Origin of the sequence: Leptolyngbya iicbica LK (assembly GCF_004212215.1) — a bacterium.
Taxonomy (GTDB): domain Bacteria; phylum Cyanobacteriota; class Cyanobacteriia; order Phormidesmidales; family Phormidesmidaceae; genus Halomicronema; species Halomicronema iicbica.
The window spans coordinates 82,958-106,038 of the sequence record NZ_QVFV01000002.1; the positions used below are offsets into that span (position 1 = coordinate 82,958).

Consider the following 23,081-nt stretch of genomic DNA (forward strand, 5'->3'; position numbering starts at 1 on the left):
GCGTTGCCCTCTCTTGTCGGAAGCCAGCGGAAACCGTAAGATTGCTGCGGTTCATTAAACACATCACCATGACTGGATCGCTATTGCAATTAACGTCTTCGCCGCCCCATCAACAACTCACGGTCACAGTTCCGGCTGAGGGGGTGGCGCTTACGGGCAAGATTCAGGTGCCGGGTGATAAGTCAATTTCTCATCGGGCGTTGATGTTGGGAGCGATCGCCCAAGGCGAAACCCGTATTCAAGGACTGCTGTTAGGCGAAGATCCGCGCAGCACTGCCAAATGCTTTCAGGCCATGGGGGTGAATGTTTCCAACCTGGAAGACGAGTGGGTGACGGTGCAGGGGGTTGGCCTGGGTAACTTGCAAGAGCCTGCCGATGTATTGGATGCGGGCAACTCGGGCACCACCTTGCGACTCATGTTGGGGCTGTTAGCGTCGCATCCTGATCGCTTTTTTACCGTCACGGGGGATGGCTCGCTGCGATCGCGCCCCATGGGCCGGGTGATTACACCGCTGCAACAAATGGGGGCCACCATTTGGGGACGTCAGGGCAATCGGCTGGCCCCCTTAGCCGTGCAGGGACAAGCTTTGAAGCCCACTCACTACTACTCGCCCATCGCCTCGGCCCAAGTCAAATCATGCGTGCTGCTGGCGGGGCTGCTGACGGACGGGGCCACCACCGTGACCGAACCCAGTCTGTCGCGCGATCACAGTGAACGCATGTTGCAAGCCTTTGGGGCTGACCTCACTGTTGACCAGGCTAACTGCACGGTGACGGTCAACGGTCCTGCGACCCTGACTGGTCAGACAGTGATTGTGCCAGGAGACATTAGCTCGGCGGCCTTTTGGTTAGTCGGTGCTGCCATCATTCCCGGTTCAGAATTGGTGATCGAAAACGTTGGCATTAACCCCACCCGCACGGGCGTTTTAGAAGCGCTGCAAGCCATGAACGCCGACATCACGTTGGAAAACGAACGTCTGGTCACCGGGGAACCCGTGGCGGATTTGCGGGTGCGCTACAGTCAGTTGCGCGGGGCCACCTTTAGCGGCGATCTGATTCCTCGCATGATTGATGAAATTCCGATCCTCGCTGTGGCCGCGCTGTTTGCCGAGGGTCCGACCGTGATCAAAGATGCCGCAGAATTGCGGGTCAAGGAGAGCGATCGCCTCGCGGTGATGGCCGCCGAACTGAATCGCTTGGGGGCCAACGTCACCGAACTCCCGGATGGTCTCGAAATTCCTGGCGGCCTCTCGACCTTACAGGGCACTACAGTGGATAGCTTTACCGATCATCGGATCGGCATGAGTCTCGCGATCGCGGCCCTCCGCGCCCAAGGCACCACGACCGTGCAACGGGCCGAAGCGGCGGCCATTTCCTATCCAACCTTTTTAGCCACGCTAGAACACGTTTGTCACCACTAGGCTCTGCCTGTTGCGAACCATTCTTGAGTAATCCTTAAACTTAAGAAGATTTGCAACCGCTATCCCCAACTCAGTCAAGCTTAGGGCAAGGTAAAGTCAATTGTTTCCTGGCTCATGGGTCCAGACAACAACGTCCTTTTTCCTATCGTGACTGCAGCCATTTTTCACTACAACGCTGCGTTTCAACTCTATTTAGTTTCAAACGTGGCGTCTCGAGCGTGGGTTTCACCTCACCGCCTGACCTTATTTTTGCTGGTGTCCGTTAACAGTCATATGCGCAAGATTTTAGTTATTGAAGCTGCGGGCGAGCAGCGCGACGCTCACTTGGCCCTGCTGGCCCAAGAAGGGTACGAAACCCTGATCACGGAAGACAGCACTCTAGCGCTCGAAATCATCCGCAAACAATATCCTGATTTGATTTTGTGCGGCTTAGAGCTGTCTGGGGGCGACAACTTTGAGCTGTTGCAATACTTGCAGCACGAGCCTGACTTGCTCTCCATTCCCATCATTTTGCTCACCACAATTCGCAATGAATTGCGCTGGCGCCAGTCTGTCAGCTTGGGGGCAGATGACTGCCTGATTGTGCCCTTTAGCGATCGCGATTTGCTCGATGCGATCGCCATTCGCCTGCGCAAACAAGACGCCCTCACCACCCGCTACAACACCTTGATGCGGCACACCGCTGAGCGCCTCAATCGCTTATCGCAGTACGACAGTCTGACCGAACTGCCCAACTACCGACTGTTAAAACAGCGGCTAGAGCAAGCCATGCGGCGGGCAGCTAAGGGCAACCAACAAGTGGCCCTACTCAGCCTCAGCCTCGACCGTCTGCGCCAGGTCAACAACACCCTGGGCTACGGAGCGGGCGACATGCTGCTCACGGCGGCGGCCCAGCGACTCACCGGCATTTTGCCCCGGTCGACGGCGGTGGCGCGACTCACCGGCAACCAGTTTGCGATCGTCGTGCCCGCCCCGCCTGATCGAGGGGCCGTCCTTGAGATCGTGGCCGATATTTTCACCAGCCTGGGGCATTCGTTTTCCCTGCCTGGCCAGCAAGTATTTATGACCGCCAGCATTGGCATTGCCCTATTTCCCGAAGATTCGACCGACCTGAGCGTCTTATTACGTCAGGCCGATGCCGCCCTCGATTGGGCCAAATTGCAAAAAAGCAATTCCTATCGGTTTTATCGATCGGATTTGCCCGTCGTCTCGGGTGATGAATTGCAAATTGAAACCTGGCTACGCTATGCCCTCGAACGGGAGGAATTTGAAGTCTGGTATCAGCCCAAATACAGCTTGAGCCAGGGTCGCATCGTCGGTGCCGAAGCTTTGATTCGTTGGCAACATCCCGAAACGGGTTATATTTCACCCGGCAAATTTATTCCCCTATCAGAAGAAACGGGACTCATTGTCGCCATTGGGGACTGGGTGTTAAAAACGGTTTGCGGCCAGACCGCTGAATGGCTGCATTCGGGACAGCCCGTCGTGGCGATCGCCGTCAACCTTTCCAGCGTGCAGCTTAACCAGGCTAGTCTGGTGCAGCAAATTCGCGATATTTTAACCCTCACGCAACTCCCGCCCGATCACCTGGAACTCGAAGTCACTGAAACCGCTTTGATGCAAGATGTCGAACCGGCGATCGCGCTCTTGCATGAGCTCAAAGCCCTGGGCGTGCGCATCGCGCTGGATGATTTTGGGACGGGCTATGCCTCCCTCAGCTACCTGCAACAGCTGCCCATCGACATTCTCAAAATTGACACTTCATTTGTGCGCAACATTCACGAAAATGTCACCAATCAAGCCATTCTTAAGCATGTAATTGCCATGGCCCACGACTTAGGACTCAAAATCATCGCCGAAGGTATCGAAATCGAACTCGAAATGTTCACCCTCAAGTCGTTTGGCTGCGACTTAATCCAGGGCTATTGGGTTGGGCCACCGATGAATGCGACCGAATTTGCCCAGCGCCTCTAAATTTCTCCAGAGCCAACCCCCAATCCTCCGGAGTCTTGCTCGACACCCGGCACACGCTCACGATGGCGGAGATCCGAAATTGACGTTTTAGTCATTGCTTAGGATGATCAGGGGTAGTTTTCCGGATTTTACCCACGCCAACATGACTAACTTAGAGCCGACTGTCACGCCCACGATCGCCAGACCCAAAGCCGGGTTTACCACCTACGCCGAAAAGCTCAACGGCCGCGCCGCGATGATCGGGTTTGTGGCGATCGTCGCCATTGAATACTTAACGGGCAAAGGGATTATGACCTGGCTTGGCTTAGCCTAAGTCTGACCAGGGCGGTGTGTCGCTATTCTAGCTGTCCCAGTGATGCCCATAGCTGGGAGATGCCCTTTCTAAAGTTGTGAAGGTTTAGCCGCAGGTGTCGCTTGAATGGAGCAATGCCTCTAAAGTTGATGACTGACAGGCTGCCTATCCATCGGGCCAGCACGCCATGATAGGAAAGCCCGCACCCAACTTTCATGCGTGCCCCATCGCCTGGCTATCAGTGTCACCGCTGTTGATACTGTTGTTCCGTTTTGTCGTCCAGTTCTGAGCCCACTGTGTTCATCAAACGCTGTTTTCAAAGAGAACCCATCATTAGCACCGTCGTGACAGCGGGCACTGTCAATATTTTGTTAGGGATGGCCGAAGGTCAAGCCCTGCTAGCCTTTCTAGGCGTCTTGGTCGTTAGCGGCACCTTAGCTGGCCGGGGCTGGCACAAATACCGCTATCCCCTTGACTTGCCTGATCAATCAGTGATCTTTTCGCATGCGTCAGAGCCATTGGCATTGACCGAGTCATCGTCGGTAGTACTCACTCAATCAGGTGAATCTGATACAGCGATCGTCCCCCCAACCGAGTCCACTCATGCCTATTGGCAGACAACGGATGTTCAGCAGTCAGCCCTTGAGCAAGATCCCATGCAAAGAACCGAAAGGTACTAGCGATGTGATGACTATGAACGGTTTTCAATTTTCAAAGGCAATGAACAGCGATCGCGCCTCTATGCTAATTTAGTATCTGATAACTACGGGATGTAGCGCAGCTTGGTAGCGCACTTCGTTCGGGACGAAGGGGCCGGAGGTTCGAATCCTCTCATCCCGATTCTTTCAAAGTTGTCGAGTAACATATTATTTGTCATCGATAACACATTCGTGTCATCGTAACTATTTCGCTGTCGTCCATCACACATTCGTGTCGTTTAGTTGCTAGATGCGACTGATCACACAATATTGTCGTCGATCGAGTTTGCATCTAAAAAAGCACTTATCAAGACTAAGCTGCCCTTTCCCGAACGAAGTGCGCCTTTCAATCCACCTGCTTGATATGTTAACGCCGATATTGAATCAAGTACAAATATTCTAAGATTTCATCTGTATCGCTCTGATGAAACAAGTTGGTCGTAATCAGGCAGGCCCTAGCGATTTCAATCTGCCCTGCCCTGAAATGCTTTTGGCGACCTGCATAGCGATCCTTTTTTCGATTATTTCACTAGACTTTCAACCCGCCCTGCCCTGAAATGCTTTTGGCGACCTCATGTTCTCGATCGTGCCCGGAATAGTCGCTACTTTCAACCCGCCCTGCCCTGAAATGCTTTTGGCGACCCTTGCCATCGGAAAGGCATACCCCACAAGCTTTTCAGGCTAAATTTGGCAAAGCTCAATCTAACTCTACAGAAAAATTCTAGGGAGCTAGCAATTTGAACGAAACAACTCGTTCAAACTTGTGTGGATAAAGAGCTTTAGAACTTTGGCAAACCTCCTAGGGATCTTGACCTCGCTTAGGTTTGCCAATTTTAAGTTTTGGGTGGATTCCTCCTTGCTCGGAGGTGAACTTGATAACCATCACTCCAGAACCCGTGCCCTCTTGCTGCGTGCGCTCACAACTTCGGGGATGGATAGTCATCTGGGCCAGAAAGCAGGACGGTGTTCAGACCGTCAAACTAGCCTTTTTTCTGAGCACAGAGGCCACTGACGGCATGAGCTTAGGCGCTAGGTATATTTTAGTAGTACGTGCGAACTTGTCAAGCTCTTTGAGCGACTTTCCGTGACTCGTAAGCAGAGATCGCTAAGTTTCTTGCTTTTTCTTGAGGGGTTCCTTGCAATGACTGACGGGTCGATTCAGTCTCAAGGCCGTGGAGAGAAGCTTTGGTCGTGACCTTCTGAGCTAAACGGCCATAGCTCCAGCGATGGACGCTGGCTCGAAACTTGGCTGCATATTCGTCTTGCTTCTCCTTGAGACCAGGAATTTTACGTTCAGCTTTAGCCTGGATTTCTGCATGGATGATTTCGCGGATATTCCCTAGCTCAGGGAGCACAATGCTGCTGGCTCCATATTCTGCGGCAGTTTCTAGGATGGCTTTGGCAATTAACGAGTCTAAATGCTCTCCTAGTCCACCTTCGGAGATTCTATTCTCAGCGCTTTCTACCTGGTTTTGGTGTCGTTGGTGAGCACACTGTTGCTGCTTCAGTCTGTGTTTGGTGAAGAGTTTATAGTTTTGGCCTAGTAGTTGACGAATGCTGCGATAGGTTATTGCCTTATCTGTCACGATATCCACGATCGCTAATGTAGCTGGCTTCTCTAGTCCAAAGCTGACGGCTGCAATTATGGATGGCTTGCCTTGGTAGAGGGGCTTGCTGGGGCGAGGAAACGGGTTATGCAACAACTCAAGGGTTTTCTCTCGCTTGGTAATGAAATCTTGTTGCTTCTGATTGAGGTTGCCTTTGGCCTTCGTTCCGGCAATGACTTTGGCAATGCTGGTCGCTTTTTCTTGACGGACTTGTTCAGTGCCTTCTGCAGTCCAAAGTCGAGTGTCAACGCTGCATTGTAGAGTTAATTGGTTTGCCATCCAAGGGTCACTCCTACTGGCATCTGATGAATAAGGCTTCCATACGAGGCGTCCTGACCTCAGGGTAAAGAGTCCAGCAGAACGTTCTCCCTGGTTCTCTTTTTTGATTTGTTGATCTTCTAAAAAGCGATTGAACCAATAGAGTTGTCGCTGGCCGCAGTAAACCTCGAAGGTATGCTCACTAAGGCCGTTGAAGCTGACACACAGTCGTCCTTTGCCATTGAGAAACCACTTGAGGTCTTCGTTTGTTTCATAAGCTACAGGAAAAGGGAACTTAGCAGCATCAGTAAGTAGCCGAGATTGCCAGATAGCAGCTTCGTCTTCATCTTTGGGAACTTGCCTGGTCGCGATCTCCAGTACCTGTAGCCACTGCTCATTAGTTAAATCTCGACCTTTAGGCAACCGAGTCTTGATCAATTGTTCATTGAGACGTTCTGCGCGAATCTCGGCCTCGCGGCGGCGATGTCGAAATTTCTTTGGATCTTCTGGTTTGTCTGGTACCTGACACTTGTGTTTGAGTAGATAAGCGATCACACATTTTTTAGCTATATCTTCGGTTTCTCGATAAAGCTCCCAAAGGGCTTGGTAAAGCGTTGGGTCTTTGGCCGATTTGCCCTTGGGCTTACCTTTGGCTTTTTTCGAGCGATTCTTAGAGGTCTTGTTTTTTGAACCCAGAATATTTAGAAGTTGGCTGGCTTCTGCTTGGAGGGCAGAGAGATCAAGGCCGGATACTTCCATTAAGGTTTCATCACTTTGGAGCACCTCCAGCCATCGGTTTTGCCCTGCTAATTGATTTCTGAGACGGCGGCGGAGAGCTAGCCAAGATTTATAGATTCGCTTTACTTCCTCGCGGCCAGCGTAATACCAGCGGCCAGGCATTCCTTGAAACCGTGACTCGGTTTTTAGGGTCTTGCGGTAGTCCTCAAATACACTGGCAGGAATCTTGCCTGATTGGCGCCATTGCTCAAAATTGTCGTCTTCCCTAATCTGCCTCAGGATCTCGTTGACAAATGGCGTGTAGATATCAGCCATTAGGTGCCAGAGGTACTGGCGAGTGGCTTCTGAAGCAACGAGACGGCACTGAATCGTGATCTTACTCATGACAAACTTAATAGAAAGAGCGCAAATATAATTCATCTGTACCATTTTAACTGGTTTATTTGTATTGCTGATGTCCTTTTGATGGAAGTTTGTATTGCGCTGAGTCGCTCAATTTAGTGAGTCTGGAAATGACGCCTCAAAAGTTAGGCAAGTATTTGACGCTGGAGGAGTTTTGCACCTGCACGCAGACGTACAGCAAGTATGCTGACCAAATTGATCCCTATCCAAATAACTGGGATGAGACGGTTCCAGCAATAGAGGCGTTGTGCCTGTACATCATCGATCCGGTGATTGAGGCGTTTGGCCGTGAGCGCTTTCAGCTCACCTATGGGTTTTGCTCTACAGATTTGAAACGATGGCTAGCGAAAAAGGATCCGTTAACAGGTCTGAAGAACGGCAAAGTCAGTCCGAATCTGGATCAGCACATGGCCCATGAGGTGAACCGGAATGGGAATTACTACTGCTCGCGGTTGGGGGCGGCGTGTGATTTTAGAGTTGTGGATTTGCCAAGTGATGAGTTGGTGGCTTGGATTGTGGCACAGGGATTGTCGTTTGACTCACTATATTTTTATGGGGCAGAGCGACCAATTCATGTGAGTTATGGGCCGCAGCATAAAAGCGATATGTGGACGTTTACTGACAGAGGTACCCCCACCCGTAAAGGCATCGAACATTGGCAAGATCGTCTGAAGGAAGTCTAATTGCTGTTCTGCATTAGCAAAAACTAGCGTGCGGATTGCCTCTGATATTCGGTAGCATCCTTGCGCCAGACTACTCGATGGCCCCGCAATTCTGCTCCACGCTCAGCTAAGCACTGCTCCCAACCGTGATGGTCAAATATTGCCTTGGGGTCTTCCAGCAAGCCCCACTTGCGCTCTTGTTGGCTGAGCTTGGCGAACTTGGCATAGCCGGGATAGTCCTCGGTGATGAGCTGATCCTTCTGGTGCAGTAAGGGGGGATTTTCCGGGTCGTAGTCGCGGTAGCGGACATGCAGATCGCGGAGACCAATGGCCATGCTGGTATGCAAGGCCGGGTGCGGTTCCTTGTCAAAGCTAGGATAGAACAGATAGGTAATCTGGGGCTTCTGGACATGGAACTTCACCACGGTGGCTACTTCGGGCCGTCTGATGGTGCGGGAGGCGCAGCCTTCGTAGAGGCGCAGCAGCGGATCGAGTTGATCGATCGCGGAGACATGCACCCAAAGGGAGTTGGGGCGCTGCTGCCCGATCGCACTCTGACGACACCGTTCTTCAATGAGTTCTGTACGGCCTAAGCTCATTAGCATCAGGTCGGCGGCGGTGCAGGCTTGCTGGTAGCTGCCGAAGAGGGCTTTGATGTCGGTGCGGATAGTGGGGGAGAGATCTTTGAACTTAGGGCGCTTGCCGAAGTGGCTGAGGGCTAGATACACCAGCAGGTCATTACGGCGTTTGTCGGAGATGGCATCCCATTCCCCGGCATCGGTGGCTTGCAGGATGACCTTGAACGCTCGCTTGATGCTGCCAAACTCTGACTGAAGTGGCCCCAGGGCACCCTGGTCGAGTTCTTCCACGGCAGGGAGGCGACCGCGATCGGTATAGAAATCCATCAGCGGTTGCAGCAGCTCGCGGTATTCCTCGAACTTGTTGACCTTGAGGCGAATGCGGGGTGCGGTGGCACGGGAGCGGAAGCGGGACGCACGAAAAATTTCGGCCTGGGCTTCATCGCGGAAGACGAAATAGATGCCGAGGGCAACGGGAATGGCATCCACGCCTAAAACCTGGTCAATGTAGGACTTCAGTTCTTCCTGTTCGTAGTATTTCTGGAAGGTGTTGCGGCTGGTGATGATGCCGTCGCCGTAGGCAATGACGCCACGGGTGCGATCGCTGATCAGTACTTGAGCCGCCACAATCAGAACCTTTTGCGCCAGGTTCCAGGCATTGACCAGGGCTTCGCGGCGCTCAGCGGTGTCTTCGATGACGTTGATGATATAGCCGAGGTTCACCACATCGGCAGACACATGGCTTTCATCGGGGCGATAGTAGGGATCCCAGCCAGCACTAAAGAGGCCCAGCCGCTTGATGTATTCGATGTCGGCACCGTGACCGCAACCGTAGTCGAAGTAAGTGGTTTCGGACGGGAAAAGACCCGCTTCAACGGCAAGGCGAACGGGTTTGGAGGCGGTGACGCGGGCGATCGCAGCTTTATGTCGCTGAATCTTGGGCTTCGCTTGAGTTGGTTTTGCTCCGGTTTGAATGGGACAGGCGAGGTAGTGATCGTGGATGACTAGGGTGCGATCGCGCAGTCGCCGTTCCCAAGCCTGACGCAGCCCGATGCCCCGTGAATCTTCCAGCAGCCCCAACACCTCTTCCTGCTTCGTGAGCCAGGCGAAGGTGGCGTAGTGGGGATAGTCCGGGGTGACGAAAGTCTCCTTGCGATGCAGCACCGGAGGATTATCCGTCTTGCTATAGTCTCGCTCTCCGGCCTCTAACGTCTTGAGATTGACCTGAATACTGCTTTGCAGGACAGGATGCGCCTCAGCGTCGAAATCGGGATAGAACAGATAAACGATTTGAGGTTTGTTGAAGCTGAACTTAATAATCGTCGCGTTTTCGACTTGAGAAGTTACCTTTCTAGCTAGTTGCTCCAGCTTTTGAAGCGCAGGATCCAGCTTGGACAAAGCTGAGGCATGAACATAAAGCGCATCAGGGAGTATTTTACCGACCTGGCTCCGTTGGCAAAGCTGGACAATATTAAGCTCGGTCGTCGAAATACCAGGCATTCTGGGGGTAAAGCTACTCAAACAAATTCATGAGAGTCATCTTACCGAGAAGTTTCCAAAATGTTCTGTTCTTAGATTGGCAAGAATAAGCCCCAAATTATAGAGTCAGATCTAAGTTTTCTCGCGTTGATGAACTCCACATATAGTATTGAAGCTTGTAAGATAACTGCTACATCTATGGTTATTTTGTACGGGTCTCTCAACAGGTAGTTACATAACGGATTGCATTGAGAGCCTATATTTAGATAGTTTAGTACACGGGTTCTAGCTAGGCGCTATGGCAAAACCGGCAACACTCAACATTGATGAAGTAAAAGCGCCTAAGGTGACGGTGTTTGCCCGTCATGAAACCTTTCATCCTCGATTTGGCTGGCTGAAAAAAGGTTTCGACCGTGCTGCCGAGAACCCGAAGATCTTTCTCGAAGACAACGCACCTGTCCAGCTGGGAGTCGGCAAGAACATGGTGCGGTCTATCCGATACTGGTGCAACGCTTTTGAGTTACTGGAAGACGATGAGCCGACCGAATTTGGAGAAGCGCTGCTGAGCCATTCAGGGTGGGATCCTTATTTGGAAGATCCGGCCTCCCTGTGGCTTTTGCACTGGCAACTGCTTCAGCAGCCCTGCTACGCGACAGCTTGGGATTTTACCTTCAATCATTTTCGGAAGGTCGAGTTTACCTACGAAGACCTTTACTACGAACTCTGTGAGTACCGTGATCGCGAAGCAACGCGCATTGCTGATTCCTCAATCAAAAAAGATGTGAGCTGCATTCTGAGAATGTACGCCGGACAAAATGCCAAAGCCTCCATGAGTGAAGATGCTTTGGATTGTCCCTTCACCGATTTACGGCTCATTCAGGCCGCTGGAGATAAGCGCCACTATGCTTTCCGCATTGGCCCCAAACATAACCTACCTGCTGAAATTATTGTCTACGCTGCCCTGATTTTTGCCGAAGGGACCTATCAGACAGCCAGAACCATTCCCATCGCCAATTTGCTTTATGACAATGGCAGCCCTGGCCTAATTTTTAAGCTGAATGAGTCAGCCCTGTGTGATGCGATTGAGCGGGTCAATCATATTTTCAAGGAACTGAGCATTGACGATGCTGCGGGCAAACTCCAGTTCACGTTTATGACAGATCACCCAACTGAGTTGGCAAAGCAGGTTTTGGCCAGTTACTACGACAACCAGCAAGGGGACGCGAGATGACTGAAAGAGCACTTTCCAACTATTTCAGCCTGAATCGTCGCTACTACCGCTCGGTCAACCTGGTGCGGGATTTAGACAAACCTGACTCCGTTCAAGGTTACGTGCCCACTGAGCGGTCTGTCGATGCCCTGCGGCGCATCCTGGGAGCGCTACGCAATCCCAATGCCCATCGGGCCTGGACGATTACCGGGGTTTACGGAACGGGCAAATCAGCCTTTGCCCATTACCTGCTGTCACTTTGCGCCGACGAGAAGAACCCGGTCAGAGCTGAGGCCTATGAGATTGCTCTAGACTCTTTTCCTGCCGAGAGTACCAAGTTGGAAGCTATCAACGCCCATATTCTGGCAAAAGGGCTACTGCGGGCTGCTACGACTGGACAAAGAGAGCCATTGAGTTGGAGCATTGCCCGGGCTCTAATCACTGCGGCAGAAAGGTTTTGGCACAAGAAGAAAAAGCCGGACTTTTGGCCCTTATTGACCGATTGGAAAGTTGAACTGGACACACGGGAACCCCAGATTAGCCATCAAGAGTTGCTTAATCTCTTGAAAGCGATGGTGAGTGCTGCTCAAACTCCCTTGTTGCTCGTGGTGGATGAGTTAGGTAAGGCGTTAGAGTACGCCGCTCATAACCAGGGTGTGCAAGATTTATACCTGCTTCAGCAAATTGCTGAACTGGATATTAAAGGGGACCATCAGGTCTATTTCTTGGGCTTGCTGCACCAATCCTTTGCGGGGTACAGCGAGCGCCTAGCTGCCGTTGAGCAGAGCGAGTGGACCAAGATTCAAGGACGGTTTGAGGACATTCCCTTCGCAGAATCCCCAAGCCAGATGACGCGGTTGATTGGTCGGGCCATTGACTCCTCTCAGGCCGACCCGATTCTCTATGCCGTTCATCAGGGCGCAACTCGCTGGTTCGAGGCGTTAGCCCCTGTCTTAACGGAAAATGACATCGCTGATGATGTTCTAGCGAAAGCCTACCCTTTACATCCCATCACGGCACTGGTGCTGCCGTTGCTGTGTACTCGGTATGCCCAGAACGATCGCTCCCTGTTTACATTCCTCACCAGTGAGGAGCCCTATGGCCTACAAGAATTTATGGCTACGGCTCAAGTGGAGGGCGAAAAGATTCCCACACTTAAGCTCTACCAGCTCTATGACTACTTTGTAGAATCGGTCACGGGGTTATCGTCTCGCATCAACCTACAGCGCTGGGTAGAGATTCAAGGACTAATCGAGGATGCCCGTGATCGCTCCCCCGAAACGATTCAGATCCTCAAAACCATCGGTATTCTGAATCTGATTACGACAACGGGCTCGCTCCGAGCGACACCTCAATTGGTTGCTTTTGCTTTGTGCGACTCCCCAGAAAATGATGATCTGGAGAACTGGCTGAAAGCAATTCAAGAGCTACAGCACCGTAGCTTGATTACCTATCGAAGTCAGCTCCAGGAGCTACGCATCTGGCAAGGCTCAGACTTTAATGTTGAAGCAGCAATTTATGAATTAATTGAGCAAGAACGGGCACCCATTGCTGACCTCCTATCCCAAGCGTATCCGCTTCCGCAGGTGGTGCCCCAACGGCACTACACCACCACTGGTACTCTTCGCTACTTCGAGCAGCGCTATGGCGACAGCCGTTTAGACCTTGATAAGGTGACCTGTAGCTCTGGGGAGTATGACGGGCTCATTCTGTACTGGCTTGATCGGACAGAGTTGGAATCGGTTCCAGAAAAGACGCTCGACGGCAAACCGTTGGTGATCGTCGAGGTCGCGAAGCTAGACATACTGGCAACCAGGGCTCAAGAGTTTCAGGTTCTCAAAAAAATCTGGAAAACCGCCCCCGAACTGCAAAATGACGGGGTGGCTCGGCGCGAGGTCAAGCAGCGGTTAACCGATGCTGAACGGTTGCTGGACGAAACCGTTCGTCAGACGTTCGACTGGGCCGGTAGTCAAAATCGATGTTGGATTGAGGGCACGCTCCGGCGCATGCCGAATGCTCGGACTTTTCAATCGGCGTTGTCGGAGGTCTGCGATCGCACTTATCCTCAGACCCCCATTCTGGATAATGAACTGATTAATCGTCGGGTACTGACTTCACAAGGCGCAAAAGCCCGACGAGAACTGATCGAAGCTATGCTGGAACGAGCCGATCAGCCTCGATTAGGGCTAGAGGGCTATGGTCCCGAAGTGGCGATGTACTATTCAGTCCTCGAAGCCGGTGAGATTCATCGGCAAGAAGATGATCAGTGGGGCTTTTATCCACCGCCTGACAGCGCTGGTATCTCACCTCTCTGGGAAGCGGTTGAAGCTTTCTGCTTGGAGGCCAAGGAGAAGCAACTTTCACTTGGGGATCTATATGAGCGCTTAGAGCAACCACCCTACGGCATCAAGCAGGGGATGGTACCTGTCGTTCTAACAGCGGTTTTGCTGTATCACGTCGATGACGTGGGCTTCTATAAAGACGGCACCTTTGTTCCAGTGATGGGGCCAGAGCATTTCGAGCTTTTGGTGAAGGATCCATCACGCTTCTCAGTGAAGTATTTCGAGATAGTGGGGTTACGTTCCCAGGTCTTTCGAGAGTTGGAAAGCATTTTGCGATCGCCCAATGTTAAAGCTCCCTCTGGGGTTCGCAATGCCTCTTTACTAGTTGTAGCCAAGCCGTTGTTTAGCTTTGTCCGCAAACTACCCAAGTACACGCTCAATACTAAGCGCGTCAGCGATGAGGCCCAAAAGGTCATAGCAGTGCTCCAGAAGGCCCAAGAGCCCGATGAACTACTATTTGTGTCATTACCGGAAGCTTGCGGCTTTCAGGCCATAACCGCAACGAAGGAAGATAGCAAGACTGCAAAAGCATTCCGAAAGAAATTAGTGCAGTGTCTCCATGAAATCCAAACCGCTTATGACAAACTACTGGGCTTCTGCAAAAAGCGTTTATATGAGGCGTTTGGTGTCCGGCAAGAGATTAACTTAAGAGAAGACCTGCAGGTAAAAGCAACGCCTCTGGTTGGCAAGTGTATCGAGCCTGTGCTCAAGCGCTTTATCCTTGCAGCCGTGGACGATACTTCGGAAGAGGATGAGTGGTTGGAAGCGTTAGCGATGATTGTGGCTGATAAGCCACCGAAGTCTTGGCTAGAAGACGATATCACTCGATTTGAGCTGACTCTCAGCGACTTGGTAAGGCATTTCAAAAACCTGGAAGCGCTGCAAAAAGAAGTGGAGGCCAGAGGAATCGGCTTTACTGCGATGCGCCTGACGATTACCGAGCAGAACGGGAATGAAGTGAATCAGGTCATCTGGGTAGACGCTGACAAAGAAGACCTGCTAGAACAAGCCGTTGATAAGGTCTTGGATTTGCCAGAACTTCAGAATAATCCCAAGCTATATCAGGCATTTGTCGCTAAACTAAGCGCACGAATCCTTCGTGACCAGCCAGGTTCCGAACTAGAAGAGAAACCCAGTCAGGCAAGGAGACAGGCTACATGACCAAGCCAGTCAGACATATCTTAGGACTCTCGGGTGGTAAAGACAGCACAGCCTTAGCCGTCTTTATGCGCCAACAGCATCCAGAGCTGGAAATTGAATATTTCTTTTGCGACACGCATAAGGAGTTGCCTGAAACAGAAGAATATTTAGACCGAATTGAGGCCCGTTTGGGCATCAGAATTCATAGACTTGAAGCAGAGCGGGGATTTGACCATTGGTTGGATGTTTATGGTGGGGCGCTGCCATCCCCAAAAATGCGCTGGTGTACTAAGCAGATGAAGATTATCCCGCTAGAGAAGTACATCGGTGATGACGAGGCCATTAGTTACATCGGCATCCGGGCGGATGAAAACCGTGATGGCTATATTTCCAAGAAAACCAACATCACACCTGTCTTTCCTTTTAAAGAACATGGTTTAGTCAAGGCTGACATCTACCGATTGCTTGAAGAGAGCGGGATCGGCATGCCGGACTATTATCGTTGGCGCAGTCGTTCTGGATGCTTCTTTTGCTTCTTTCAGCGGAAGTATGAGTGGGTTATGCTCGCAGAAGAGCATCCTAACTTGTTTGCACAAGCCATAGAGTATGAGCAAAATCATGCCGATGGCCGCACTTATACTTGGACAGAGGGCGAAACTTTGTTGGAGCTATTGGAACGCAAAGATCAGATTATTTTTGAGCATGAACGAGCAATGCTCCGAAAGCAGGAAGAACTCTTCGACCTTCCTTTATCCGAGATATTGGCTGAAGCCTTAGATGAAGTCGATGACACAGTACCTTGCTTCGCTTGTCATTTATAGTCGATTCTCGAGATTTGATGGATCTTGACCGCAAATCAATATTGCGTAAGTTTAGCGGGAAGCATAGTCAAATAGGCTCTTAAGCAGTATGTGAAGTAAATGAAGCTTTATCAGTGGGATCGGATCGATGAGATACCTAAGAAGAAGCCTGGAATTTATGCATGGTATTATTCGCCTGAAATAACAGACCGAGATATCGAAAAAATGACAGGCCTGATTCAGAGTAGTCAGATTTCTGAAGAAGCAGCAATGTCAGAACTACATGAAGAAGTAAAAAGCTTTCTGCATGAAAGAATCTTCAAATACTTCCAGGAAGAACCTTATGAAGCTTATCTAAAAGGCCCACTGAAACCCCAATATAGTGGGCAAATCGAGCACTTGCAAGTGCTCACAAATAATTTGATCGAACGAATTATCAGAAACCCCTCTAGGCTAACAACGATCAGACAAATAATAGAAGCAAGCTGCCCACTATTTGCAAGCCCTATCTATATTGGAATGTCTAAGACTCTAGGACAAAGGGTGTCTAAGCACAAAAGCTTGATTAAACAAATCAGAGAGAAGAGTACAATAAATTATCAAAGAGAGATCAATCATGCGGAAGAGCAAGGGAAAAAAGATCAGAGTTTTGCACTACAAGTGTGTAGAAGGAAATTAATTCCAACGAGACTATCAGTAGCAGCTACGGTTATGGAAGTATCCGACAGAGAATATGTTGATGTAGAGAATATTCTGAATAGAGTTTGCTATCCAGTCCTAGGGAGAAATTAACATGGCAAATGAAGACCTATTTGACGAGCTAGATGCTCAACCAGCTTTAGATCTTTATTTGGAGGGATCAGTAGGTGCTTTCAGTGTTGGTGCAGCTAGAACTGGCCAGAATTCTGTCGAAGTAAAGTATTTCTTGACTCATGTGGGTTTGGATTTCTCAAACACATCTAATGATGCATTGCTTAGTCATCTTGCCCCTGTCAGAGAAATTTTTGGTTCAGAGTCTTTGGATTTTGACGAAATCATGCAGAGGGATATTGATGATGCCAGAGTTTCTTCTGAGCTAATTCCTTATTTGCTTGACGAAAAATCCGCAGATTTAATTAAATTCTTCCCGCCAATTGTCGTTGTGGTTTTGCCGCTGGTTGAAAATGAGGAGAAACCGGCAAAATTCTATCCTAAAGTTCATGAAATCAAGAAGGAAGACGATGCAGGAAAAGGCAACTTCATTCTGAGATCTGGTTTTCCAGGCAAAGAAGTTTTCCAGTTTGAGCAACGGATAAAGAGTGGTGATATCCTAAATCATGATTTAGCTAGGCTCAGAATTAATACGTATAAAACTAGTCTGGTTATTATAGATGGACAACACCGCGCCATGGCTCTTCTTGCACTCTACAGAAACCTTAAAGAAGGTCAGTGGTCAAGTGAGAGAAGGTTGCCGTTTAAAGATTATTATTCAGAATGGACAAAGAACTACATTCAAGGATTTCAGCTAAAAGAGATCAAACTTCCTGTGATTCTGTGCACATTCCCGTCGCTTGATGAAACATATGAAGGCGATTGTGATTTGCGCAAGGCTTCTAGGCTCATATTTTTAACTCTAAATAAGACAGCACGAAAAGTTTCAGACTCTCGAAACAAGCTGTTAGACGATAGTGATCTCATTGCCTCATTTATGAGGCGTTGTTTGTCACAAATAAAACAAAAAGACAGCAGATCGAACTATTCCTTGAGAATTTTCAACGTTGAGCTTGATCAATTCGACGACAAGTTGAAAATCAAGAGTCCAATAGCCGTCACAGGTGTTAGTCATTTGTATTATATGATCGAGCATTTAATGCTCAATGAATCAAAGAATGTTCAGGGTATCAGCTCTCGTTCAGGAAAATTTTACAAGCGAAAAGATTTAGAGTCTTTTGGGTGCTTCAAGAGGTTGGATGGTAGAAATCTACTAGGTTCTGACCTTTCTGAAGTTACGCAGCGCGATAATTTCACGGTAGAAGCGGAGCTTGCCTTAGCTGATGCATTTATGGATTCTTATGGAAAGATCGTGATATCGGCATTGGAGAAATTCACTCCATTTGAATTTCATAACCAGGCAGTCTTGGCTTTGGAAAAGCGAATTCTTGCTAACCAAGATACAAGACTTCGCCCTATACTATTTGAGGGTCAAGGTATCAGTAGGGTATTTGAAGCGCATAGAACTAATTTAAGGCAAAAGATTAAGGATGACTACTTCTCTGGCAAGGTGCCAGAACTAGAGTCCATCGCCGATCAACTAGATGGAACAGCTCGGAGAATCGATGACTCAATACATGATTTTCATATAGATCGTGCAACTAACTATATAAGCAATGTATCTGACAAGGCACAGTTCAAAAGTGATTCAGGTAAACTTTCAATTGGTTTTGTGAGGTGGCTCAATGATCTATATGACAACGTGTATACAACGGTGGCTTTTCAAAGTGCCCTTGTATGTGGCTTTTGGGGAGAGCTAGAGAAAGCTAATAGAGAAATACTTGACTCAGGTGGATCTTTACTAGACGCAGGAAAAGCGTTTAGCGAATTTATTTCACAAATCAACGATTTCTTTATCCCTAAAACTTCGGCACATTTCAGAAGGCTGGTGAAAGTTTTTACTGGGGAATTGTCAGGAAGTATTGCTGAATGGAGGGTGATCCAAAGCAATCAGGCTTTCAGAAAAGTTGTCTACCGTGGCGAAATGCAGCCAGATCAATGGCCTAAGTATAAGTATCTCATGCTTGAGATCTGGAATCCTAGTGACGAATATTTCAGGAATCTTGTTCATGCTGAAAGACGTAAATGCCGACGTGCAGTGATGTCTTCTTTGTACAAGTTTCAGAAGAGCACATATTGTCAGCAAAATATGGTGCGTGAAGAGAGCTTAAGCGATAAAGAAATCCGAGATGTGTTTAACACTGCTTTCAACACGTATTCGGCTTTGATTAAGAATATCGGTTCAGAGAGTCTCAGAGTTGAAAACTGCGAATCTGTAATTACTGAATTACCTTCAGCTGAAGAGAGTGATGATTTATTTGATGAAGTTTAGTGCCCGCATGGAATTAAGTAAATTTCTGTTTTTTAGCTCTTCGTAAGACCGTGCTATTTTTTGATTATCATTCAACCACTCCAGTAGAGCCAGGGGTTGCGGAGAAAGTCCTTTTGTATATGACAAAGGAGTTTGGAAATGCTAGCAGTACAGAGCACGCGATTGGAGATGCTGCTGAGGATGCTGTAAAAGAAGCGAAGAGCCATATTGCTAACCTCGTTGGAGCCTCTCCCCGCGACATCATCTTTACGTCTGGCTCTACTGAGAGCATTAATCTCGCCATTCAAGGCACTGTTCAGCATCTAGAAAACAAAGACATTCATCCCCGCATCGCCCTATCCGCTGTCGAACACAAAGCCGTCCTCGATACCTGCCTTGCCCTCGAAGAACAGGGACGTGTCAAACTCTCAATCCTGCCAGTAGATACCCAAGCTCGCATCGACTTAGCCCAGTTAGAGCAAGCCTGCGCCAGCGGCATTCATCTTCTCTGTGTCATGGCCGCCAACAATGAAGTCGGCACTATTTACCCTGTTAAAAAAATTGCCCACATCGCTCAAACCTACAACGTTCCCTTCCTGTGCGATGCTTCGCAGGCTGTCGGCAAAGTTCCCATCCATTTCAAAGAGTGGGGCATCACAATGCTCTCTCTCTCTGCCCATAAGTTCTATGGGCCTCAAGGTGTTGGGGCTCTAGTTGTCAAACGAGGGCACCCCTTAGAGCCACTTCTCTACGGAGGTGGACATCAGAGAGGCTTGCGCTCAGGCACCCTGAACCTTCCAGGTATCGTTGGTCTGGGCGAGGCATGTCGATTACGGAAGTTGGAGATGGAGGAAGATGAGAGAGCGATTAGGGAGAAGCGCGATCGCCTCCAAAAGCTCCTGACTGATAAAATTCCAGGACTCGTCGTTAATGGTGACCAAGAAAATCGCCTCGCCGGGAATCTTCACATCTCCATTCCCGGAATTCCCAACAGTGCCGTCATCGCCAGAGTGCGCCTTAAGCTCGCCATTTCTACTGGCTCAGCCTGCTCCTCCGGCGTTGAAGCTCCCTCCCATGTCCTCCGCGCCATGAATCGGGACGAGGATATCGTCGAAGGCTCCCTCCGTATTGGTCTTGGCAAGTTCACCACCGATGCCGAAGTCGTTGCCGCCGCCGAGATTTTGAGTCAAACGGTTCACGCTGTCCGAGCCGCAATGGCAGTCTAGTGTCTAGTGGGCTACTAAATACCTTTTTGAAGATCAGCCATTTGCTCGAAAGGCGTGAGGCATCGTTTACAGGTTCCATTAGCCCACTTTGATGGCATCGGTAGCTTGGCTTTACAGTTGGGACATTCCAGTAACAAGAGGAGATGGTGGCGATCGCACCGATTTGCCAACTTGTACTGCCACTCAATTCGATGATAGGGCTCCTCGGCATAGCAAGCCGCACACAGCCGAATCACCCGATTCTGCATCGTCTCCTGCGGCAGCATTTGCTTTATCTGGTCAACCTCCAATCGCACCAGCTTGGCAAGGGCCGCTAGCTGCGCATCACTCGGCTGCGGGATAAATCGAAACTTCTCCCATCGCCCCAAAACCGCTCCTAGTCCGGTCTTTTCGCCGAGCTGATTCAACGTCGTGTGGTTCTCCCGACAAAACCGACCCAAGAAATGGCTCAGACTCTCTCCTGGAGAAGGCTCCACTGGAAACACCCAAGCAGGAATTTGCGGTATCACCATTAGCTATATTCCTTTGCTACCTCTTTTAGTGTTTCAAGCTCAATCTTGCTTTGTCCTTTTTCCAATGCACGAATGGCTGCCTCCCGTAGCACCATGTCAATCAGGCCAATGTAGTAACCCTTCCTAGATACGCCAGTCGCCTTGCGCAGCTCCTTCAGCATGGCTTCAGACGTTAAATTAGAAGGTACTGGCAGCTTGAGAATATCTCGCTCCCAAAGTCCCACAATAGTCTTGAGCTGATTGCTAGGGATGGTTCCTATGCGATAGCTAGACCGAAATCGGTTGAAGACTTGTTCATCTTTTTTAACTGCTGGGTCTAGCCGCTGTTTGGTTCCAATCAGGATGACCGAGATTTCTAGCTTGTCAAAGATGTCGCGTACGTCAGCAAAGGTCTTAGGCTTGAGGCGATCGGCCTCATCGATCATCAACATCTCCGTTTTACAAGCCCGTAGTACCTTCAACGTTCGGCTTCGAGCATCCCCAACTGTGCCTCTAGGCAGATCATCCCCATACTGTTCCAGAATCTCGCGGAACAACTCACGAGAGGTGCATTCCTGCTTGGGATGAACATATGAAATGGGAATGATCGGCACCCTGCCAGACAAATCTGGCTCTCCATACAGCTTCAGAAAAGATTCACAGGTCTTGGTCTTCCCGGTTCTAGAATCACCTGTTAGCCGTCCACACTGCCGAGCATTACGTTTACGCTTCAGCCAAGTGTGAGCCTGCTTTACGGAGTCTAGGGCGACCGTCTTGTCTCGACGCAGACGCTCGATGTGGGCCTGAACTTCTTGATCTTGCAATGCAATCATCTCGGTCTCCCCTTAAGCATCATCATCGTCAAAATCCCAGATATCAAACTCTGGGATGTCCAACTCCTCTGGTGACTCATCCGGCTGTACGTCAACAGATGGCTCATCAGAGGAGTCTGGCCCAATTATGGGAGGCGTTGTCGGACGCAGGTCTGCCTGCTCATCCTTTTGGCGATCTTTACGAGACTTGTTCTTTTGGTCGACGAATGCCTCGCGATCGCGCATCTCGTCCAACATGGCATCGTTACTAACCGCCTTACCATCCTCACGAATGCGCCGGCTATGGGCTTTGGCATCATCTAGGGCTAGCACTTCGCCTTCAAACTCTAGGGCTTGAGCAACTCCTAAATACACCTCACGGTCGGGGTCGTGACGATAAACCAATACTTGTGCGATGTTTCTCGGGTCATAGCGAAGCACAATATTCTCACCAGCATGTTCAGCCAATGCTTCCCCTCGGTAAGCCAAATTCTCAAATTGGAGATAGCCACCTCTATAAATGGTGCGGCGAGTCTGTCTCATCAGACAGATATGCAGTTCGTGCTCAGGAATCACACGAGGTTGTTTAAGGAGTCCAGCCTCCCACCGCTGTATGCGAGTTTGGTCACCCATACGGGCATCCAATCGTTGGTTGTAGGTATTCACGATGTAGGCAACTAAGAGCTTCTCCAACTCCTGTAAGGTCAGACAGGCTTCCGCCTCCGCTTCCGGAGGACGGTCTTGGACATTGGAACCTGTATACCCTGGCAGAGTGGAGAGAAACTGGGTGTTGATAGTTCCAAACGGTCTTTCAACGATGCCACCTTCAGAAGGGCGATCGCGCAGATGACAGATAAATCCAAGTTGTAATCCAATTTGCCGAAGATGATTGGACCGAAAATCCTTCCCCCCATCAGTAAATAGATGGTCAGGGGTGCCGCAGGTAGGCCAATCAGCGTAGAGCTTATACTCCACTCCATACTGCTTGGGCATAATCGCGTTACGCAAGGCTAGTGCAACGACGCTTGAGCTAGGGGCGTCATATCCCAAGTTGATGCCAACGATCGCTCTGGAGTAAGTGTCAATCACGGTCGTCAGCCAAGGTCGCCCCATTTGATGTCCATATTTATCCACCAACAAAATGTCTGCTCTCGTGTGATCACACTGCCAGACCTGATTGCTGTAGTCGATTTCCAATACTTCGCCATCACGGGTTTTGAGTGCTAAGCGTGAACCCTTCCATCCCAGGTTACGGATACTTTCTTCTTTCTCCTTAGCCTCTTTAACCAGTCTAAGAATGCGATAAACCGTCATGTGGCTGGGATAGTCTTTCAAGCCTTCCTGTCGAGCCTTGTTGCGCACCTTGGTAAATACCTGAGCGGGCGTACATTTATCGTTGCTGTACACCTTCTTAATAAATTGCTGCCAATCTTCAGCAATTCGAGGCTTCCCTTTGTCTATGCGACCTGAATCGATTAGAGCGGCAAGGCCTTCCTCCTCCCACTTTTTCATCAACCGCTGCACAGTGCGGACAGAGCATTTTAGTTGTTGAGCCGCACTCCGTAGACGTTCACCATACGTTTTGCGATCGCAGGGCTCTGAAAGTTTCTCGATAATTTCTAGCTTGAGCCTGGATTCTACTGAATTCAGATCATCTGGATTAACAAGTTCCATGGAGTCACCTAGTACAAGTGAATTAAATCAAATGTACTATAGTCGCCAAGATATGTCATCTAATTTGTTAGATCAGATCCGACAAAGCCGCAAAGAGGCGACAAAGAGTGCGTTAATACTGAGGCGATTTCAGCTTCAAAGAGACGACACTGATTGTGTTCATTCTTCAAGAGGCGTCAAATATTTTGTTATTCAAGAGCGCTCTTTAGAGTGAGG

Annotated in this window: 16 protein-coding genes and 1 tRNA gene; 12 read left to right on the plus strand and 5 right to left on the minus strand. The window is 49.7% G+C overall.

Going from position 1 to position 23,081, the window contains the following annotated elements:
- The first annotated feature begins 68 nt into the window (after positions 1 to 68).
- The 5 genes from aroA (at position 69) to DYY88_RS07480 (ending at position 4,527) form a co-directional block, all read left to right on the plus strand.
- Entirely contained in the window at positions 69 to 1,421 is a 1,353-nt protein-coding gene (gene aroA / locus DYY88_RS07465; RefSeq protein ID WP_039730333.1) for a 3-phosphoshikimate 1-carboxyvinyltransferase, read from the plus strand.
- Positions 1,422 to 1,694: 273 nt separating this feature from the next.
- Positions 1,695 to 3,395: a putative bifunctional diguanylate cyclase/phosphodiesterase gene (locus DYY88_RS07470; RefSeq protein ID WP_039730332.1), complete on the plus strand. Its 1,701-nt coding sequence runs from the start codon at positions 1,695 to 1,697 to the stop codon at positions 3,393 to 3,395.
- Positions 3,396 to 3,537: 142 nt separating this feature from the next.
- Positions 3,538 to 3,708 carry a CAB/ELIP/HLIP family chlorophyll-binding protein gene (locus tag DYY88_RS24040; protein ID WP_039730331.1) on the plus strand — a complete coding sequence of 57 codons (171 nt, stop codon included), beginning with the start codon at positions 3,538 to 3,540 and terminating at the stop codon, positions 3,706 to 3,708.
- A gap of 275 nt (positions 3,709 to 3,983) precedes the next feature.
- Positions 3,984 to 4,367, plus strand: coding sequence for a hypothetical protein (locus tag DYY88_RS07475; RefSeq protein WP_039728672.1), 384 nt, complete (start codon positions 3,984 to 3,986; stop codon positions 4,365 to 4,367).
- 86 nt (positions 4,368 to 4,453) lie between these two features.
- Positions 4,454 to 4,527: transfer RNA gene (locus DYY88_RS07480), tRNA-Pro, on the plus strand.
- A 919-nt stretch (positions 4,528 to 5,446) separates the two neighbouring features.
- On the opposite strand, the gene cas12k is transcribed toward DYY88_RS07480, so the two are convergent.
- On the minus strand, positions 5,447 to 7,372 hold the full coding sequence (gene cas12k / locus DYY88_RS07485; protein WP_039730330.1) for a type V CRISPR-associated protein Cas12k: 1,926 nt from the start codon (positions 7,370 to 7,372) through the stop codon (positions 5,447 to 5,449).
- A 128-nt stretch (positions 7,373 to 7,500) separates the two neighbouring features.
- Between cas12k and DYY88_RS07490 the strand changes: the two genes are divergently transcribed.
- Positions 7,501 to 8,073, plus strand: a complete 573-nt coding sequence (locus DYY88_RS07490; protein WP_039728671.1) for a hypothetical protein — start codon at positions 7,501 to 7,503, stop codon at positions 8,071 to 8,073.
- Positions 8,074 to 8,096: 23 nt separating this feature from the next.
- Here DYY88_RS07490 and DYY88_RS07495 read toward each other — a convergent pair whose 3' ends face one another.
- Positions 8,097 to 10,130 carry a DNA phosphorothioation-associated putative methyltransferase gene (locus DYY88_RS07495; RefSeq protein ID WP_039728670.1) on the minus strand — a complete coding sequence of 678 codons (2,034 nt, stop codon included), beginning with the start codon at positions 10,128 to 10,130 and terminating at the stop codon, positions 8,097 to 8,099.
- Between the two features lie 277 nt (positions 10,131 to 10,407).
- Here DYY88_RS07495 and DYY88_RS07500 point away from each other — a divergent pair, with 277 nt between their 5' ends.
- The 6 genes from DYY88_RS07500 (at position 10,408) to DYY88_RS07525 (ending at position 19,888) form a co-directional block, all read left to right on the plus strand.
- Entirely contained in the window at positions 10,408 to 11,340 is a 933-nt protein-coding gene (locus DYY88_RS07500; RefSeq protein ID WP_044151376.1) for a DUF4007 family protein, read from the plus strand.
- On the plus strand, positions 11,337 to 14,822 hold the full coding sequence (locus tag DYY88_RS07505) for a hypothetical protein (RefSeq protein ID WP_039728669.1): 3,486 nt from the start codon (positions 11,337 to 11,339) through the stop codon (positions 14,820 to 14,822). The genes DYY88_RS07500 and DYY88_RS07505 overlap by 4 nt, the downstream gene beginning before the upstream one ends.
- The gene (locus DYY88_RS07510; protein ID WP_039728668.1) at positions 14,819 to 15,622 is read left to right on the plus strand and encodes a phosphoadenosine phosphosulfate reductase family protein; all 804 of its coding nucleotides are present in this window, start codon (positions 14,819 to 14,821) and stop codon (positions 15,620 to 15,622) included. The genes DYY88_RS07505 and DYY88_RS07510 overlap by 4 nt, the downstream gene beginning before the upstream one ends.
- 99 nt (positions 15,623 to 15,721) lie before the next feature.
- On the plus strand, positions 15,722 to 16,393 hold the full coding sequence (locus tag DYY88_RS07515) for a hypothetical protein (protein ID WP_039728666.1): 672 nt from the start codon (positions 15,722 to 15,724) through the stop codon (positions 16,391 to 16,393).
- Between the two features lies 1 nt (position 16,394).
- Complete coding sequence (locus DYY88_RS07520; RefSeq protein WP_039728665.1) at positions 16,395 to 18,683, plus strand: ParB N-terminal domain-containing protein; 2,289 nt, start codon at positions 16,395 to 16,397, stop codon at positions 18,681 to 18,683.
- A 50-nt stretch (positions 18,684 to 18,733) separates the two neighbouring features.
- Positions 18,734 to 19,888: a cysteine desulfurase family protein gene (locus DYY88_RS07525; RefSeq protein WP_039728664.1), complete on the plus strand. Its 1,155-nt coding sequence runs from the start codon at positions 18,734 to 18,736 to the stop codon at positions 19,886 to 19,888.
- A gap of 14 nt (positions 19,889 to 19,902) precedes the next feature.
- On the opposite strand, the gene DYY88_RS07530 is transcribed toward DYY88_RS07525, so the two are convergent.
- From DYY88_RS07530 to DYY88_RS07540, 3 genes are read right to left on the minus strand one after another with little or no spacing between them, the layout of a single operon-like run.
- Entirely contained in the window at positions 19,903 to 20,400 is a 498-nt protein-coding gene (locus DYY88_RS07530; protein ID WP_039728662.1) for a TniQ family protein, read from the minus strand.
- Positions 20,400 to 21,212 carry a TniB family NTP-binding protein gene (locus DYY88_RS07535; protein WP_044151374.1) on the minus strand — a complete coding sequence of 271 codons (813 nt, stop codon included), beginning with the start codon at positions 21,210 to 21,212 and terminating at the stop codon, positions 20,400 to 20,402. The genes DYY88_RS07530 and DYY88_RS07535 overlap by 1 nt, the downstream gene beginning before the upstream one ends.
- Before the next feature lie 12 nt (positions 21,213 to 21,224).
- On the minus strand, positions 21,225 to 22,865 hold the full coding sequence (locus DYY88_RS07540) for a TnsB C-terminal domain-containing protein (protein ID WP_044151373.1): 1,641 nt from the start codon (positions 22,863 to 22,865) through the stop codon (positions 21,225 to 21,227).
- Positions 22,866 to 23,081: the final 216 nt, after the last annotated feature.

Coding starts and splice junctions, on each gene's coding strand:
- aroA (WP_039730333.1), top strand. CDS start 69: ATGACTGGATCGCTATTGCAATTAACGTCTTCGCCGCCCCATCAACAA.
- DYY88_RS07470 (WP_039730332.1), top strand. CDS start 1,695: ATGCGCAAGATTTTAGTTATTGAAGCTGCGGGCGAGCAGCGCGACGCT.
- DYY88_RS24040 (WP_039730331.1), top strand. CDS start 3,538: ATGACTAACTTAGAGCCGACTGTCACGCCCACGATCGCCAGACCCAAA.
- cas12k (WP_039730330.1), bottom strand. CDS start 7,372: ATGAGTAAGATCACGATTCAGTGCCGTCTCGTTGCTTCAGAAGCCACT.
- DYY88_RS07490 (WP_039728671.1), top strand. CDS start 7,501: ATGACGCCTCAAAAGTTAGGCAAGTATTTGACGCTGGAGGAGTTTTGC.
- DYY88_RS07495 (WP_039728670.1), bottom strand. CDS start 10,130: ATGCCTGGTATTTCGACGACCGAGCTTAATATTGTCCAGCTTTGCCAA.
- DYY88_RS07500 (WP_044151376.1), top strand. CDS start 10,408: ATGGCAAAACCGGCAACACTCAACATTGATGAAGTAAAAGCGCCTAAG.
- DYY88_RS07505 (WP_039728669.1), top strand. CDS start 11,337: ATGACTGAAAGAGCACTTTCCAACTATTTCAGCCTGAATCGTCGCTAC.
- DYY88_RS07510 (WP_039728668.1), top strand. CDS start 14,819: ATGACCAAGCCAGTCAGACATATCTTAGGACTCTCGGGTGGTAAAGAC.
- DYY88_RS07515 (WP_039728666.1), top strand. CDS start 15,722: ATGAAGCTTTATCAGTGGGATCGGATCGATGAGATACCTAAGAAGAAG.
- DYY88_RS07520 (WP_039728665.1), top strand. CDS start 16,395: ATGGCAAATGAAGACCTATTTGACGAGCTAGATGCTCAACCAGCTTTA.
- DYY88_RS07530 (WP_039728662.1), bottom strand. CDS start 20,400: ATGGTGATACCGCAAATTCCTGCTTGGGTGTTTCCAGTGGAGCCTTCT.
- DYY88_RS07535 (WP_044151374.1), bottom strand. CDS start 21,212: ATGATTGCATTGCAAGATCAAGAAGTTCAGGCCCACATCGAGCGTCTG.
- DYY88_RS07540 (WP_044151373.1), bottom strand. CDS start 22,865: ATGGAACTTGTTAATCCAGATGATCTGAATTCAGTAGAATCCAGGCTC.